The organism is Hymenobacter cellulosilyticus, assembly GCF_022919215.1.
GTDB classification, from domain to species: Bacteria; Bacteroidota; Bacteroidia; order Cytophagales; family Hymenobacteraceae; genus Hymenobacter; species Hymenobacter cellulosilyticus.
The window spans coordinates 468264-483983 of record NZ_CP095046.1; the positions used below are offsets into that span (position 1 = coordinate 468264).

The window sequence follows — 15720 nt, forward strand, 5'->3', positions numbered from 1 at the left end:
CTACCCGCTTGGTTTGGAAGACGGGGACCGGGCCAGCCAAAATAACGGCTTTCTTCCCAATTGCCGCCACCGCCGAAACCCGAACTACGATGCTGCCGCACGCCAAAGGAGGCCAATGCTACAGCAGCACTGGCCTCCCATAACTTATTCACTTACAATCTGGGCGGCCTGTGGTATTCAGGCGCCACCTCACGAGCCATAGATAAAAGTGTCGGCAGCTGGGGCCCGCCGGGCTTAGTTGTCCATGCGCGACTTTTCGGCTTCGATGCCCGTGTCGCGGCGCTGGCTGGCTTTCACGGTCTTCTTGCCAAACTTGTAGCTGAAGTTGAGCTTCACGAAGCGGCTTTCTACTTTGTCGTTGTGGCGGGAGTTGAGGCCACCGGCCAGCACTTCGTAGCGGCGCTGCTGGGTGTTGAATATGTCCGTGACGTTGAGCGTAAGCGTGCCGGCCTCCTTGAGCACCGACTTGGAAATTCCGAAGCCCGTGAAGAACTGAGACTGGAAGGCCAGCCCCCGAAGGTCATTGGCGACATGTACATACCCGATACTTCAGCCTTTAGGCCCTTGCCCAGGGTAATGGTGTGGTTGGAGGAAAGCATGCCCGAGGGCCGGGAGCTGCTGATACCCACGGTGCTGGCGTTGACTTTGGCAAACGAGACACCCACCGTCGTAACCGTCATCCACTTACCGCTCAGCCAGGGCTTCATCAAGGTCATGCTGCCGTCGAGCGACTCGGCGCTGCGGAAGTTGCGGAAGGAGTTGACCACTACTTGGCTGCCGGGCTGCTGCTCGTAGCTGTCGATAAGCACGCTGGTGTGGTGGCCGTAGCTGAGCGAGGTAGTCAGCAGGTTGTTGTAGGAGTGCGTGAACTCGAAGTTGTGGGAGAAGGAAGGGCGGATGTTGGGGTTGCCCTGGGCGTAGCGGTACTGGCTGATGTAGGTCACGAAGGGGTTCACGATGCCGAACTGGAACCGGTCAATCTTGCGGCGGTAGGCAAAGCCCAGCTGCACCTTCTCCGACTTGTTGTACTGGGCCGACACGGTGGGAAACAGGTTCAGGTAGTGGCGGCGGGTAGTTTGCTCGAGGGTCAGGGAAGTGCCGGTGGTGTTGGTTTGCTCGGCGCGCAGGCCTACTTGCAGGTCCAGCTTCTGCACCGTGCGCTGGTAGCTGGCGTAGGCCGCGTTGATGTTCTCGCGGTAGATGAAGTGGTTGGTTTTGCCCAGGTCGGTGGTCCAAGCTTGGCCGGCGGTGGCCTGCTCCCAGCGAATATCGTTGTCGGTGGTGGTGAAGGTGGTTTTCAAGCCGGCTTCGAGCGTGCCTTTGTAAAAGGGCTGGGAGTAGTCGGCCGAGGCAGACTTCACCGAGTTGCGGGCCGGCGACTTGTCGCGGCGCAGATCGGCCTGGGCACCTTCGTCACCGAATGTGGTGGTGTAGTCGTTCTGCCAGTTTTTCTGGTAGCCGAAGTAGTCGGCATTCAGGCGCAGGGTGCGGCCGGTGGTGTCGAGCGTGGTTTTGTAGTACACGTTTACCGAAGGGCTCAGAAACCGGGCCTCTCCCACCGTGCGCAGCTCCGACGACTCCAGGGCAGCACCGTTCTGGGCGGCCAGCAGGGCGTTGTTGCGGCCGTCCCGGTCCCGGTAGTTGAGCATGCCCTTTACCAGCACCCCCACCGAGCTGGTCTTGCTCAGGTCGTAGTCGAGGCCGAGGCGGGCCGAGTTGTTTTGGTTGTGACGCACCTCGCGGCCGTTTTCGGTCAGGCGGCTGTCGGCGGCGGCCCGCTCTGAATGGTTGGTGCTGTAGGTCTGGTTTTCGAGCCGGTCGAGGCCGCCGTACACATTGAGGCTGGCCGTGCGGTGGTTCAGGCTCAAGCCGGCGTTGTAGCGGCCGTACTGCCCGGCGCCGGCGCCCAGCGTGGCGGTGCCGTTGGTCCCCAGCTTGCGGCTTTTGGTGGTAATAATGTTGACCACGGCCCCGCCCTGGGCGTCGTACTTGGCCGAAGGGTTGCTGATAACCTCGACTTTGTCCAGGGTGCTGCCGGGCAAGCCGCTGAGCAGGTTCTTGAGCTCCTCCCCGCTCAGGTTGGTGGTTTTGCCGTCGAGCAGCACCGTTACGCTTTTGCCGCGCAGCACGTAGCCGTTGCCCTGCTCCACCACGCCCGGAGCCCGGCCAATTACGTCGTAGGCGGTGCCGCCGGCGGCAATGGGGCTGGCGGCCACGTTGAGCACCAGCTTGCCGGCCTGCTGCTCGATAAAAGCTTTGGTACCCGTCACCGTCACGCCTTTCAGCAGCTTACGGTCGGCGGCCAGGACTACGGCGGGGGCCTGGTTCAGGCCGGCCGCTATCGTCAACGCAGCCGGAGCCGAGGTCTTGTAGCCAATGTAATTGACCAGCAAGGAGTATTGCCCGGCGGGCACGGCCTCGAAGCGGAAGGCGCCCTGCTCGTTGGTCATCGTGCTCAGCGCTGCTTTCGACTCCCCGGCGGGCCGCAGAATCACGGTGGCAAAAGCCAGAGGCTGGCGCGAGAGGCTGTCGGCCACCTGGCCCGTTACGGCGCCGGTGGTTTGGGCGGTAGCGGCGGGGCTGGTTTGGGCCAAAACCAGAGCGGGCGAAGCGGCCAGCGAACCAACGAGAAGCAGGGAGTGGAAAGCGTTTTTCATATCGGAGGTTGAAAGGAAGAGTTGAGGAAAACTCCCGCCGCTAACCGGCTGGGAATGGGACAAAACAACTGCTTCCAATCCGCTTCTATTGGCCTTATTCGACCATTTCCGGCCCCGCCCCGACTAATTCCAACCCCGCATTTTTTAGTCGAAAAAAACACCCTATTGGTCGAAAGTCGGGCGGCCCGGGGCGGCAAGCGGGCCGAAAAACCGCCAACTTGCCCCCATGCAACAAGACGCCGCCGACCGGCCCAGCCGCTTTCCCCTCGCTTTCGAACTCCTGATGTGGGCCGTGTACGTGGGCTTGTATAAGTACTCAGCCTACGTGGAGTTGCTGCCACCCCACCCGCGGGTGCGCCTGTACTTTCCCTTTCCCCACCTGTGCGCCTTTGCCGTGGTGGTCACGCTCTACGTGCTGCCCTACTACCGCTGGTTGATGCCCCGGCTGCTCCACCGCCGCCAGCACTTGCTCCTGCTCGGCCTCACGCTGGCGTACTTCTGGCTGGGCTCGGCATGGAGCTTCCGGCTCACTTGCGGGCTGTTCAAGTCGCTGGCACACCTGAATGGCTTGAGCAGCTGGGCCCAGCTGCCCGGCTGGTGGAGCCTGGAGCTGACCGTTACCGATTTGATTGCCTTTAGCTGCGTGGCCTTCGTGCGGCTGGCCTTCGAGAATGAGTACCGCCGCCGCCACCTGGAAAAAGACCATCTGGCCCTGCAGCTCGAACAGCTTAAAAGTCAGCTGCAGCCCCACTTTCTGTTCAACACGCTCAACAGCATCTACGGCTTGAGCCTGGTGGGCTCACCCGAAACGCCCCGCTTCATCCTGCTCTTATCGGAGCTGATGCGCTACGTGCTCTACGACAGCGGCAAGGACTACATTGGCCTGCTTGAGGAAGTCACGTTCCTGGAAAACTACTTCGAAATGGAGCAGCGCAAATATCCCGGGGCCAGCATCCGCTTTGAAACTCACGGCCTACCCGAGGGCTTGCAGGTGCCGCCGCTGCTGCTTTTGCCCCTGGTCGAAAACAGCTTCAAGCACGGCCGCCACCACTTCTCCGACGCGGCCCTGGTGCAGGCCACGCTCAGCAGCCGGCCCGGGCAGCTGCACTTTGTTATCGAGAATGATATGCTGCCGACCCCGCCCCCGGCCTCGCCCAAGCGCAGCGGCGGCATCGGCCTGATCAATATCCGCCAGCGCCTGAACCTGTATTATCCCGGCGCCCACGAGCTGCTGCTAACTGAACACGACGGCCGCTACCGCGCCGAACTAACCCTTACGCTATGACCAATACGCCCGCCCCCGTCCGCTGCCTGATTGTGGACGACGAGCCCCTGGCCCACCAGGTACTCACCCAGTTTATTGAGCAGACGCCCGGCCTCACGCTCAGCGGCAAGTGCCGCAACGCCATGGAAGCCCACGACCACCTGCTCCAGCACCCCGTCGACCTGATGTTTCTCGACATCGAAATGCCGCTGATTACGGGCCTGCACTTCCTCAAAACGATGAAGAATCCGCCCAAAACGGTATTGACCACGGCCTACCGCGAGTATGCCTACGAGGGCTACGAGCTGGACATTCTCGACTACCTGCTCAAGCCCTTCAGCTACGAGCGGTTTATGAAGGCTATTTCCCGCCTGCCCGCCGTGCAGCCCGTGCCCCAGGCCAGCTCCGACGAGGAGAAGTTCTTACTAGTAAAAGAGCGGCAGGGCTTGCTCAAAGTCAGTCACCGCGAAATCGTGTACGTGGAGGGCTGCAAGGACTACGTCAAGATCGTGACGGGCAGCAAAACCTACCTCCTGCACCAGACCATGAAGGAAATGGTCGAAACTCTGGGCTCGGCGTTTCTGCGGGTGCACCGCTCCTTTATCGTGGCCGTGGCCCACATTAAGCTGCTGCAGCCCGAAAACGTGATTCTCAACGACGGCACCTACATTCCCATCGGCAACTCCCACAAAGCCGACTTGCTGGCTTTTTTCAAGAAGTAAGGCCGCATTATTTAGTCTGTCATCCTGAGCAAAGCGAAGGACCTTCCTCCCTGCCCCACCGCAGCTGGTATCAACATGAAAAGCCCTTTACCATTGCTTTGGTCAAAGAGCTTTTGCACGTTGAAGAATGGTTGTTAGCACATGGAGGAAGGTCCTTCGCTTTGCTCAGGATGACAGACGGAGAAGACAGGCTAGCCGAAAAGCCCATTTTGCTTTGACCTTACTTCCCCACCAAACTGTTGAGGTACACTTCCAGCATGGTGTAGCCATTTGCCGCCGTTTTGCTTCGGTCGGCGGCGTCCTTGGGGTTGAGCTTCTGCTTGGTTTCCCAGGCGTCGGGCATCCCGTCGTGGTCGGTATCGGTGGGCGCGGGTTTAGACTTCAATTCCGGCCAGGCTTTCTGCGAGACGCTGTAGGGTGTGCCGTGGGCGTAGCCGCCCTGCACGTCGATGAGGCGGCCGGTGCGGCGGCGCACGTCGCGGATGATGCGCTGGTCGAGGGTGTCGCGCTCGGGACGGATGGCGCCGGCACCCTGCAATACGGCTTCGTAGGCCTGCTGGGCGGTTTGAGTGGTCACGGGGCCCAGGTCGAAGGGCGCGGCGGCCTGCGCCAGCACAGTGTCGGCGGCGGTACCGTTGTTCATCGTCACGCCCCGCCAGTTATGGCGCGTCACCTCGGCACTGGCGTCGGAGTAGTTGCCGCTGAGGTAAAACTTGCCATAGGGCAGCAGGTTTTTGCCTTCGGTGATCTTGTAGGGATTGAGCACCCGGGCTTTCACGCTTTCCTTGGTGCTGGGGCCGTATTTGTAGTAGTTATTAACGATGTTGTAGTTGCCGCCCTCACCGGCGTACACGTTGTTTTCGCCCCAGTTGTAGAGCACGTTGTTGCGGAAGTCGCAGTTTTCGTAGCCCGCCGGATGGGTGTAGCGGCTGCCGTTGAAGCGGGGCGTGCGGTTGTTGCAGCTGGCAAACAGGTTATGGTGCATGGTGCTGTGCTGCCCGCCCCAGATGCCCCCGAAGCCGTGACGCTCGAAGTCTTTATCCCCTTTCTCGAAGTGGTAGGAATAGTTGAGCGGCTCGCTGATCAGGTTCCACTGCAGGGTGGTACTGTCGCACTCGTACACCGAAAAAGCCTCGTCGGTGCTCCAGCTCATCGAGCAATGGTCGATAATGAGGTGCTTCTGGCGAAAGCCCCCCCGAAGGCATCGTCGCCCCCGCCCCCGGGCACCATGCCTTGGTTCTGATTTTTGTCGCCCATGCGGAAGCGCACGAAGCGCACGATGACGTTGCTGGCTTTCAGGCTCACCGGATAATCGGCCAGGCAAATGCCGGCTCCGGGCGCGGTCTGGCCGGCAATGGTGGTGTTGCTTTGCTCAATGGAGAGCGGGGAAGTCAGGTGAATGGTGCCCGATACCCGGAACACCACCGTGCGGGCCGCGGCGGGCTGACTCAGGGCGTAGCGCAAACTGCCCGGCTGCTGGTCGTCGTTCAGGTTCGTGACTTCGAAAACCGAGGTGGGCTGCTGCGTGGTGCCCCGCCCGCCCGAGGTGAAGCGGCCCGCGCCTTCGGCCCCGGGAAGGCTATCTGCTGCGCCCCGGCCGGCGCGGCACCGGCCAGCAGAGTTGTAAGCAGGAAGGTGGCAGCGGCGGCCGGCCGCAAGGTGCTCAGCTGGTTTTTCGAAACGTGTGGGAACATGGTGGGGCAGTTGTCAGAACGAAGGGCGGCAAAAAACTCCGGCTGACCGCCGTTACCGCACCCTGATATTACCCAATTGTCAAGGCAAGCTGCAGGCCCAGGCGGTATTTCTTTATGCAAACGATGTCGGCAACGTTGCCGGTGACTCAGGCCCGGCGCGGCATCACATGAACGGGTGAGAAAGTGCAACCGGGCCGGGCTATATACATCATTTGGCATGTATAGCTACTTCCAAACCGTTTTTCCATGAAACTCCGCGGGCTTATCCTGTTGCTTCTTTCTCTTGGCTCTCACCATCTGCGGGCCCAGCAGCTGCCCCGCCGCGTGTTCGTCGGCATCGACCTGCAGGGCATCACCGACAGTATTCAGCAGCGCTACCAGCTGCCCAACAAGAATGGCATCCTGGTACGGGGCGTGCGGCCTCAGTCCTCAGCCCAGGCGGCCGGCCTGCTGCCCAACGACGTGATTCTGAAAATGGGCAGCACCGAGGTTGGGGCTAACGTGGGCGAGTTTGTCGGGCAGCTCAGGCAGTACAAAGTCGGCGACAAAGCCCCGTTCGTGGTGCTGCGCAACGGCCGCAAAATCCGCAAGACGGTTACGTTCAAAGCCTTTCCCAAGGACAGCAGCCCGTTTTACGAGGTGCAGTATGCCAGCGTCACGGCCGGGGCCAACCAGCTGCGCAGCATCATCACCCGGCCCACTGGCGCGGCTCAAGCCAAGGTGCCGATGGTGCTTTTTATTCAGGGTGTGGGCTGCTTTTCGGTAGACAACCCGCTCAACCGCGCCGACGTCACCAACCGCATCATCGACTCCCTTTCCCGCCACGGCTACGCTACTATGCGCGTCGATAAAACCGGCATGGGGGACAGCAAAGGCACGCCCTGCGCCGAATCGGACCTGCTCAGTGAGGCAGCCGGCTACAAGGCGGGACTGGCCGCCATCCGGCAGCTGCCCTTTGTGGATCAGCAGAATGTGTTTATTACCGGCTTCAGCATTGGTGGGGTAATGGCGCCGCTCGTGGCCCAGGGTGAAAATCTGAAGGGCGTGGTGGTATTCGGCACCGTAAGCCGCACGTTCATCGAGTACCTGCTGGAAAACAAGCGCAACCAGAGCCAGCTCCAGGGCCTGCCCGCCGACTCCATCAACAGCCTGCTGCGCACCTACAGCGCGGCCCTGCACCTACTGCTCACCGACAAGCAGACGCCCGCCCAGGTCTTGGCCAAATACCCGGCGGCCCGGCGCGTGCTTACGTTTCCGCAGCACTACACTTACATGCAGCAGTGGCAAGACCTGAACCTACCCGCCTACTGGCAGCAGCTCAACGCCCCGGTGCTGGTTTTGCGCGGCGCCTCCGACTACATTTCCTACTCCATCGACCACCAGCTGATTGCCGACGTGGTAAACCGCGCCCACCCGGGCAACGCCTCCTTCGTGCTGCTACCCGACACGGACCACCACTTCAACCGCGCCCACGACATGGCCGAAGCCATGCGCATGGACGAGCAAGCCAACCCGGAGAAGAACTTCGAGTTCATGCGCGTTATCCTCAACTGGCTCGACGGAAAGCAGAAAGCCTGAGGCAGCCTACGGCTGGTAGCCGGCCAGCTGCGCATCTGGCCCGGGTCGTAGGTGCGGCCGTCTTTTACCACCAGCTTCACCCGGCGCAGGTTCTGAATCTGCTCCAGCGGGTTGCCTTCCACCAGCATCAAATCGGCCTGCTTGCCCACCTCAATGAAGCCGCTTTTTCCCGTTAAACTATAAACGTTTCGTATCCCCAAACCCAAAAAAGGCTTCCACCTTTTGGGTAGAAGCCTTTCGGGCAAGTACAGCCAGAGGGCCTACTTGATTTTCACTTTTCCGTCGTCGGAGTCGCGCTTTACTTTGGTGCCGTTGGGGTATTCCACCTTGGTGTCGCCGTCGGCGTCGATTTTCACGGTTTTGCCGTTGGCGTACTTAATCTTGGTTTCCCCGTTCTTGTCCCGGTCGTATTCCACTATGCGTGAGCCGCGCGGAGTGCGCCGGGCCGGGCGGGCGGCGGTTTCGGTGGTCGTGGTGGTTTCGGTGGACGTCGTTACCGTGCCGGCATCATCGTAGCCGTAGTAGCGCGGGCGGTTGCTCTGGTAGGTATTGTAGCGGTTGTCATCGTTGAACACGGTCTTGATTTCGTTGTCCGTGTCGGTATCAAGCTGGCGCATGGCCACGTACTGCCCGGTCGTGTCGCTGATGTAGCGCGACTTCAGCTCGCCCATACGCTGGGCGCGGGTGTAATACACGCGGCGCACCTGCCGCACCTGGGCCGTATCGGTAATGCCCAGATCGGTGGTGACCATGTCGGCCACCCGGTTGCCGTCTTCCTGGTAGAGCACGTCGTTGTTTACGACCACGGCTGTATCGGCCGAGGGCGTTTGGGCCGCATCCACGGCGGCGGCTTTATCGGGGTTGCAGGAGGTGCACAGGGAAAGGGCAGCCACGCAGGAAAGCAGAAGCAGAGTATTTTTCATTGTTCAGCGCAATAGGTGAGAGAAAGGGCCCGCCTACTGGATGGCCCTTGGCCGCTGTACGGTGGAGGTCCGGCCGGGGTTGGCATGACTCACGGCGGGGTTTGACGGAATTAAGCGGGAAATAGTGCTCAACTTTCGCATTTATATAGCGGCAGATATGTTATATTCACCGACGCACCGCCCACGTATGTGTACCTTCACCCGGCGCAAGCGCAGTCATCACCTAACCCGAGAACCAATATGGGGAAATCCCAAGCATCCTTTGGCAAAAAGGAAAACGAAAAAAAACGCTTAAAGAAGAAGAACGATAAGGCCGACCGCAAGGAAGAACGGCAGGCAAGCGCCAAAAAAGGCCAGAGCCTGGACGACATGATGGCCTACGTAGATGAGTTTGGCAACATCTCCTCGACGCCCCCGGACCCGAACCGCAAGAAGCAGGAAATCAAGGTCGAGGACATCCGCATTGCTGTGGCCAAGCAGGAAGATATGGAGCAGGACGACCCAATTCGCAAGGGCACGGTGGCTTTCTTCAACGAGTCCAAGGGCTACGGTTTCATCAAGGACCAGGAAACCCAGGAAAGCATCTTTGTGCACGCCAATGGCCTGCTCAACCCCATCAAGGAAAACGACAAGGTAACGTTCGAGGTCGAAATGGGCCAGAAAGGACCTACGGCCGTGGGCGTAAAGCTGGCCGTGAAGCCCGCTGCTCCCGAGGCACCTGCCGCTCCTACCGCCTAATGTTTCGCGGCCCGCGGGCCGCTTTATCATAGCTGCAGAGGCTGAAGCTCCCGGGCTTCAGCCTTTTTATTTGCCTGCTTCCCGGCCCGGCAGTCCGGCCCGGTCTTTCTAGCTTTGCGGCGGCACCCATTCCGGGCCGCCGGCTTTTTCCGTTTCTCATGTCCCAACCGCCCACCAACCCGCCCGCCGAAAAAGACGGCCTGCACCCGCGCAACCGCCACCGGGGCCGCTACGACTTTGCCGCCCTGCAGCGCGCCACGCCCGAGCTAGCGCAGTTTGTGGCTCCCAATCCGTTCGGCGACGAGTCCTTGGACTTTGCCAACCCCGAGGCCGTCAAGACGCTCAATAAGGCGTTGCTGCGGCAGTTTTACCACGTGCCGCACTGGGATATTCCGGCTGGCTACCTGGCCCCGCCCATTCCAGGGCGGGCCGATTATGTGCACTACTTGGCCGACCTGCTGGCCAAAACCAACGGCGGCGAGGTACCCACCGGCAAGCGCGTGCGGGTGCTCGACGTGGGCGTAGGTGCCAACTGCATCTACCCCATTATCGGGCACCGGGAGTACGGCTGGCGCTTCGTGGGCTCCGACGTCGACCCGGTAGCTATTCGGGTAGCCAAGCAGATTGTGGCCAGCAACCCCGGCCTTTCTGGCGCCATCGACTGCCGCCTGCAGCCCCGGGCTTCCGACATTTTCAGCGGCATCGTGAAGGCCAACGAGCTGTTCGACCTGACCATGTGCAACCCGCCCTTTCATGCCTCTGCGGCCGAGGCCGAGGCAGCCAACCGGCGCAAAACCCAAAACCTGGGCACCAAGCCAGTTCCGAACTTTGGGGGGCAGTCGAACGAACTGTGGTACGAGGGCGGCGAGGCCACTTTCACCTGGCGCATGGCCGAGGAAAGCGCCCTGCAGCGCCACAACTGCCTGTGGTTTTCGACCCTGATTTCGAAGAAGGAAACCCTGCCGGGCCTCTACAAAACCCTGGAGAAACGCGGGGCCGTTGAGGTGCGCACCATCGGCATGAGCCAGGGCCAGAAAGTGAGCCGCATCGTGGCTTGGACCTTCCTGAACCCAGAGCAACAGCAGCAGTGGCGGCAGCGGCGCTGGCAGGCAGGTCCGGCGCCAGTACCAACTGTACCCGAAAGCGGGCATGTTAAATAAATAGCCTTTCTGCTATTTAGCTTGACGGTACTGCTTATCTTGCCCGGGCCTTGCGGCTCAAAACAGCGTCTCCTGCCTTTGGAGGCACTTTTGGGCCGCAGCGGCAGTGGAGTTCAGAACCCACTTCAAAAACGGGGCGTTGCCGAAAAGCCTTACGAGTAGGAACTGTTATCCTTTAGTACGCATGGAATACTTCTTACAAGCTCTGCGAAAATACGCCGTTTTCACAGGCCGCGCCCGGCGCAAGGAATACTGGATGTTCGTCCTGTTCCAAGTCTTAATTGGTATTGCTGCTGCCATTGTGGATGGCATACTGGGCACTGGTTTCGAGTACGGCAGCGGCATGGTTTCGGCGCTGGTTACTCTGGGCCTATTTCTGCCCGGCCTAGCCCTGGGCGTGCGGCGCCTGCACGACGTCAACAAAAGCGGCTGGTTTTGGCTGATCGTGTTCATCCCACTTGTGGGCGCGATTTGGCTGCTGGTGCTGGCCTGCACCGAGGGCACCCAGGGGCCCAACCAGTACGGCCCCGACCCCAAAGGCAGCGCCGTGGCTGTCTAGTCAATACGCTCTCCACTCCGCACAAAAAAAGCGGCCAACCTTTCCCGGTTGGCCGCTTTTTTTGTGTACAGGCTTTACCGGCGCTTCTTGGATTTGCTTACTACCCGCATCTGGCCCTGGGGCTCATTGGCCACCTCATCAGCGCTAGGGCTGGGAGCGTCAGGAGCCTCAGGTGCAGCAGGCTCCGAGAGGCTGGCCAGGGCCGCTTCGGCGGCTTCGGCACCGGGCAGGGCCTTGTTGGCGGCTTCGTCTTCCGCATGCTTTTTGGCCAGGTACGTCAGGCCCGCGGCCAGCAGGGCTACCCCGCCCACTACCTTCTGGCCGGTGGTGAGCTTGCCCACCGAGCGGGTAGCCTTGCGAAACTTGCGCAGGGCCTGAAACGCGCCGTCCAGCACGTTGTCGGATTTGCTGTCTTTGCCCTTTTTCGAGGACTTCTTTTTGTCTTTAGCCATAGTCGTGGGGAAAGGTGGAATCAGGTTGGAGAGGCCCGCCGCTACCGGCACCGGCTCCTGCCGGTATTCGCAGGGTCGGCTCCTAAGGTTGCCGGGCAGCAGCGGCCACCGGTGCTTCACGTGCTTCGGCAGGGCCAGATTTCCAGCACGGAATTCCTTCTTGCCTTTACCCTGCTCAAGGTGGCCCCACCATCCTGGCTGTACGTGTACTTACTGGGGACTGGCCGGCTGCTTTTTCTGGCGTTAGGCTGGGAGCATCAGCGCGGCGGCGCAGTACTACTGCGTTACTGAAGCAGATGGCGGCTCTGTCGGCTGGCCTGAGCCTGGGGAGTAACAGGGCAAAAAAAGCGCGGCTAAGCTCCGTAAGAAGCATCAGCCGCGCGGTTAGGAAACGGTAGGTACTAAATGGTAGCGCCCTCGGTCCCGTTCAGGACTTCGCCGGTGTTGGCGTCCGTATCGGCGGAGGTAGAAGCGGCCGCGCCAACGGCAGCAGCCTTGCGCCGGTTGGCCAGGTAGCTCAGGCCCAGGGCCACCAGGGCCGTGCCACCCACCACTTTCTGAGTCGTGCTCAGCTTGCCTACACTGCCGCGGCCCAGCTTTTTGAGCGACTTGGCCGCCCCGCCCAACAAGGACTTTTTCTTACCAGGTTTGGCTTTGGTTTTAACTTTGGTTTGCTTGTTCTTTTTCATGAGTAAGGCTTAGAAGTGAAAAGGCAGATTGCCTGGGGCTGACGTACAACTGCAGTCAGGGCCGGGCACTACGGGTGCTACAGGTCATCATCGGGACTGGCGGCGGGCTTGCGGCCGAAGCTACCCGGTGCCTTGCCGGCTTTGGGGTGCTTGCGGCTTTTGCGGGGCAAGGCGGCCTTTGGGCTGGCAGGTTCCTCATCGTCCTCGTCGTCTTTGTCGGCAGCAGAGGCAAACAGCTGGCCCGGCTTGGGCCCGCCCGGCAGCAAGGCTCCCAGACCGGAAAACAAAGAGTCGGGCCCGTCGTTGCGGACTTTATCGAGGTAGAAATAGCCAGCGGCCAGCAGCATGGCGCCGCCTACCAGCTTCTGACCCGGGCTCAGCTTGCTGATTTCGTTGGTCACCTTCCGGTATTTCTTGATGGACAGCGCGGCGGTATCGAGAAGGTCTTCCGACACTCCATCTTTTTTGGAATGCTTCTTTTTGTGCTTGGACATGGAGCGCAGAGTATAGCAGGGCCGAAAACGAGGATGGTAGAGCCGCAGCGCCCCGGCCAGCGCCAGAGCTCCACGGATGAACTAGGGTATTCGAGGGGAAAGCCAGGAAGGTTTCCGCTGCGGCTTAGTTTGCGCCCGGCACTTTCTGTTTAGCGCAGCTGACCCCGGCCGCGGGCCAGACGCCGAGCTAGTACGAGTCCGGCGGCAGCCCAGACAGCAAGGCCTATTAGCGTCCAGGTCAGCAGCGGGGTCAGCTCCCCGAACTCGTAGCGCATCCGCCGGGTGCGCAAAAACCGGGTGGCAATGGCCAGAAAGTAACACGACCAGTACTCGATATACAGGTAAATGCCAATGGCCAGCCCGAAGACACCAGCCCGCACTGCCGGCCGCTTTCCCCACATGGCGGCCAGTGCCAGCAGCCCGGCGTAAATGCCGGCCCCGATAAAAACGCCCCCAATGCCACCCACCAGTAGAAACGACGCCTTTACGTCCTTCTCCCCGGCCTGGGCCAGCGCTGGCCAGAGCAGCAAGGCGCCGAGAAACGCGACGTACCGCGAAAGGGTTGGGAAGCTACACATGGGGCCGGGGCAGCAGCCTGGATGGCTGTTCAGACTTTCTACGCAACTGGCCGCCTGCAGGCTTCCGGCGCAGGCGCAACACCTCCGGCTTCCCGCTTCTTACAAATGACTTGCAGCTACTGGCCGGCTTACTCCCGGTCGAAGTTGGCGCGCTTGTTCAGGGCAGCCAGGCGCACGGTTTCGGCGATGCGCCGGGCCCGGGTTTCGGGACGTTTGGCAGCCAGTACCCAGGTCAGAATCATCTTCCGAGACGAGGGCGAAAAGGCCCGAAAGTGCTGCTCGGCGGTGGGCTCGGCCGCCAGAGCTGCGGCCAGGTCGGCGGGTACGGTGCCGGCTTCGGCCGCGTCGAGGCTTTCCCAGGAGCCGTTTTCCTTGGCCCGGGCTATGGCAGCCAGGCCGGCGGGCTGCAGCAGGCCGGCCTGTTCGAGTTCTACCAGCCGCTCCTTGTTGACTTTGCTCCACCCGCTGCGGGGCTTACGCGGCGTAAAAAGCAAGGCGCTCCGGTCGGCATCGAGGCGGCGCGGGTGCGAGTCGATCCAGCCGAAGCACAGGGCTTCTTCCACCGACGCGGCGTAGCTCAGGCGCGGCTGCCCGGATTCCTTCTTGTAGTACACCAGCCACACGCCCGGACTGCTGGTGTGATTGTCGGTCAGCCACTGCCGCCATTCGGCGCGGGTGGCGGGGTGCAGCTGAGCGTAGGAATCGGGGCGGGCCATACAGGTAATATAGGAGTTAGGCTTTGTAAAAATTGGTAGCCAGCCATGCTTTTTGTTGGCTGGCCCGGGTACTTCAGGCTAGGGCTTGGTCGGGGCTTGGAGCAGGCGCAGGGCTTTTTCCAGAGCCGCATCGGTGCCGGCCGGGGCGGCCGGCTCGGGGCGCTCGGCGGGCACGAAGTCTTCCCGGGGCAGGCCGTCTACCCGGTAAAGCCGCTCAGTGGGAATATTGAAGCCGAAGCCCGAGTGCGGCAGCCGATACGACATAATCGACCCGTTGAGCCGGGCCATTTCCGTTCCGACAATCGTGGCCCGCCCCATCGACTCCAGCCCGATGGTGATGCCCTCCCCCATGCTACTCGTCCAGCGGCCCACCAGCACCACCACGGGCCGGGTGTAGGACTCCGGGCGGGGCGACACCAGCTCCACCCAACTGCGCCGGACGCCAAAATTCCGAACCTCGGCCGGCTGCTCGTGACGCTGGTAAGGTTGCTCCCGGGTAATGAGGCGGCCCATCAGAGCCCGGGCCACGGTGGTGTTGCCGCCGCCCGGAGTCTCGCGCAGGTCCAGCACCAGGCCGGTGGTGGCGCTCAGGCGGGTCAGGGCGCTGTCGAAGGCTGCCATCAGCGCGTTGTTGCCCAGGCTGTTATTGATACGGATGTAGCCCACCGTCCCGATCTGCCGGCTTTCCAGCAGGCCGGCGTAGCGGATGTTTTCCAGCTGAGCCGTGGGTTGATCGGGGTACAAGTCCCGCTTTTTACCCTGGGCCCGCACCGTCAGCTTGCGGGTCTGGTTGTGGGTGCCGGCCAGCACTTGGTTGAGGGCGACTTCGCGGGCGGCTTCGTCCACGGTCTTCAAACTGCGCCCCAGTAACGGCCGCAGGGCCTGTTCCACTGGCACGTCGTTGACGGCCAGCAGCTCCATGCCCGGCCGCAGCCCCACCCGCTCGGCCCCGAAGCCGGCGCGCACGGCTACCACCACGGCCTTGCCCTGCTGAAACTGCACCCAGGCGTCGGCGCCCGAGGGCAGCAGCCGGCGCGAGTCGGGCAGGTTGGTCCAGAGGCTGGCGTGGTTGTCGTAGAGCTCGTTGAGGGCATTTTCGAGCAGGCGCACAAACTGCGCCCAGGTGCTGACGCCCGGTAGCTGGGCCGCGTACAACGTGCGCACCCTGGCCCAGTCGGTCTGCTTTTTGTCGAAGTAGCAGTAGTTCTCGTCGACGGTGGTCCAGAAATAGTCGAAGTCTTCCTGGTACTGGGCGGGGGTGAGCGGCGTTGGCTGGGCCCGAAGCGGGTTGGGCAGAGCCAATAAGACCAGGAAAAACAGGCGTAGAATAAAGCGTAGCATAGCAACAGGCGGAGCCAACGGGGCCCCGCGCCGCATAGGTACAACATGCGCCGGGCATTGCCGCCTCCGGCTCAGCCGTAGTTGCCGGGGGCGCGGGTAAGCAGGTCGGCTAAAATACCGCCGGCCACCTGGCGTTAAAGCTGTATTTTGGGTCC

General features: G+C 61.6%; 18 protein-coding genes and 1 pseudogene. 7 read left to right on the forward strand and 12 right to left on the reverse strand.

The genetic code is table 11. The annotated features are described in order from the left end of the window. Positions 1–234: 234 nt before the first annotated feature. Together MUN79_RS29800 and MUN79_RS02290 are read right to left on the reverse strand one after the other, a co-directional pair. A complete protein-coding gene (locus MUN79_RS29800; protein ID WP_262922973.1) occupies positions 235–462 on the reverse strand; it encodes an outer membrane beta-barrel protein in 228 nt (75 codons plus the stop codon). A gap of 68 nt (positions 463–530) precedes the next feature. Beyond that, a pseudogene (locus MUN79_RS02290) lies at positions 531–2657 on the reverse strand (outer membrane beta-barrel protein); the annotation flags it as partial. A gap of 226 nt (positions 2658–2883) precedes the next feature. Here MUN79_RS02290 and MUN79_RS02295 point away from each other — a divergent pair. Both MUN79_RS02295 and MUN79_RS02300 read left to right on the forward strand, forming a co-directional pair. Continuing rightward, a complete protein-coding gene (locus MUN79_RS02295; protein WP_244676200.1) occupies positions 2884–3942 on the forward strand; it encodes a sensor histidine kinase in 1059 nt (352 codons plus the stop codon). Further along, entirely contained in the window at positions 3939–4643 is a 705-nt protein-coding gene (locus MUN79_RS02300) for a LytR/AlgR family response regulator transcription factor (RefSeq protein ID WP_244676201.1), read from the forward strand. The genes MUN79_RS02295 and MUN79_RS02300 overlap by 4 nt, the downstream gene beginning before the upstream one ends. Before the next feature lie 220 nt (positions 4644–4863). On the opposite strand, the gene MUN79_RS02305 is transcribed toward MUN79_RS02300, so the two are convergent. The 3 genes from MUN79_RS02305 to MUN79_RS02315 are packed head-to-tail and all read right to left on the reverse strand — an operon-like array spanning position 4864 to position 6337. Further along, a complete protein-coding gene (locus MUN79_RS02305; protein ID WP_244676202.1) occupies positions 4864–5796 on the reverse strand; it encodes a hypothetical protein in 933 nt (310 codons plus the stop codon). Continuing rightward, positions 5793–6107: a hypothetical protein gene (locus MUN79_RS02310; protein ID WP_244676203.1), complete on the reverse strand. Its 315-nt coding sequence runs from the start codon at positions 6105–6107 to the stop codon at positions 5793–5795. The genes MUN79_RS02305 and MUN79_RS02310 overlap by 4 nt, the downstream gene beginning before the upstream one ends. Positions 6108–6130: 23 nt before the next feature. Further along, entirely contained in the window at positions 6131–6337 is a 207-nt protein-coding gene (locus tag MUN79_RS02315; protein WP_244676204.1) for a hypothetical protein, read from the reverse strand. A 246-nt stretch (positions 6338–6583) separates the two neighbouring features. On the opposite strand from MUN79_RS02315, the gene MUN79_RS02320 reads away from it, so the two are divergent. After that, positions 6584–7915, forward strand: coding sequence for an alpha/beta hydrolase family protein (locus MUN79_RS02320; RefSeq protein ID WP_244676205.1), 1332 nt, complete (start codon positions 6584–6586; stop codon positions 7913–7915). A gap of 260 nt (positions 7916–8175) precedes the next feature. On the opposite strand, the gene MUN79_RS02325 is transcribed toward MUN79_RS02320, so the two are convergent. Further along, positions 8176–8838, reverse strand: coding sequence for a T-complex 10 C-terminal domain-containing protein (locus MUN79_RS02325; protein WP_244676206.1), 663 nt, complete (start codon positions 8836–8838; stop codon positions 8176–8178). Between the two features lie 240 nt (positions 8839–9078). Here MUN79_RS02325 and MUN79_RS02330 point away from each other — a divergent pair, with 240 nt between their 5' ends. The 3 genes from MUN79_RS02330 to MUN79_RS02340 all read left to right on the forward strand — a co-directional run bounded on the left by MUN79_RS02330 (position 9079) and on the right by MUN79_RS02340 (position 11295). Then, positions 9079–9576, forward strand: a complete 498-nt coding sequence (locus MUN79_RS02330; protein ID WP_244676207.1) for a cold-shock protein — start codon at positions 9079–9081, stop codon at positions 9574–9576. Positions 9577–9734: 158 nt separating this feature from the next. Continuing rightward, positions 9735–10736: a 23S rRNA (adenine(1618)-N(6))-methyltransferase RlmF gene (gene rlmF / locus MUN79_RS02335; protein ID WP_244676208.1), complete on the forward strand. Its 1002-nt coding sequence runs from the start codon at positions 9735–9737 to the stop codon at positions 10734–10736. A 184-nt stretch (positions 10737–10920) separates the two neighbouring features. Continuing rightward, positions 10921–11295 carry a DUF805 domain-containing protein gene (locus MUN79_RS02340; protein ID WP_244676209.1) on the forward strand — a complete coding sequence of 125 codons (375 nt, stop codon included), beginning with the start codon at positions 10921–10923 and terminating at the stop codon, positions 11293–11295. Between the two features lie 74 nt (positions 11296–11369). On the opposite strand, the gene MUN79_RS02345 is transcribed toward MUN79_RS02340, so the two are convergent. Further along, positions 11370–11867 (reverse strand): hypothetical protein, encoded by a 498-nt coding sequence (locus MUN79_RS02345; protein WP_244676210.1) that lies wholly within the window; start codon positions 11865–11867, stop codon positions 11370–11372. On the opposite strand from MUN79_RS02345, the gene MUN79_RS02350 reads away from it, so the two are divergent. Continuing rightward, positions 11859–12038 (forward strand): hypothetical protein, encoded by a 180-nt coding sequence (locus tag MUN79_RS02350; protein WP_244676211.1) that lies wholly within the window; start codon positions 11859–11861, stop codon positions 12036–12038. The two genes, MUN79_RS02345 and MUN79_RS02350, sit on opposite strands and share 9 nt — an antisense overlap. Before the next feature lie 110 nt (positions 12039–12148). Here the strand turns inward: MUN79_RS02350 and MUN79_RS02355 are convergent, their stop codons facing one another. The 5 genes from MUN79_RS02355 to MUN79_RS02375 form a co-directional block, all read right to left on the reverse strand. Continuing rightward, on the reverse strand, positions 12149–12436 hold the full coding sequence (locus tag MUN79_RS02355) for a hypothetical protein (RefSeq protein WP_244676212.1): 288 nt from the start codon (positions 12434–12436) through the stop codon (positions 12149–12151). Positions 12437–12513: 77 nt separating this feature from the next. Next, the gene (locus tag MUN79_RS02360) at positions 12514–12930 is read right to left on the reverse strand and encodes a hypothetical protein (RefSeq protein ID WP_244676213.1); all 417 of its coding nucleotides are present in this window, start codon (positions 12928–12930) and stop codon (positions 12514–12516) included. A 149-nt stretch (positions 12931–13079) separates the two neighbouring features. Further along, complete coding sequence (locus MUN79_RS02365) at positions 13080–13460, reverse strand: hypothetical protein (RefSeq protein WP_244676214.1); 381 nt, start codon at positions 13458–13460, stop codon at positions 13080–13082. Positions 13461–13636: 176 nt separating this feature from the next. Next, the gene (locus MUN79_RS02370; protein ID WP_244676215.1) at positions 13637–14224 is read right to left on the reverse strand and encodes a YdeI/OmpD-associated family protein; all 588 of its coding nucleotides are present in this window, start codon (positions 14222–14224) and stop codon (positions 13637–13639) included. 78 nt (positions 14225–14302) lie between these two features. Further along, positions 14303–15565: a S41 family peptidase gene (locus MUN79_RS02375; protein WP_244676216.1), complete on the reverse strand. Its 1263-nt coding sequence runs from the start codon at positions 15563–15565 to the stop codon at positions 14303–14305. Positions 15566–15720 lie beyond the last annotated feature (155 nt).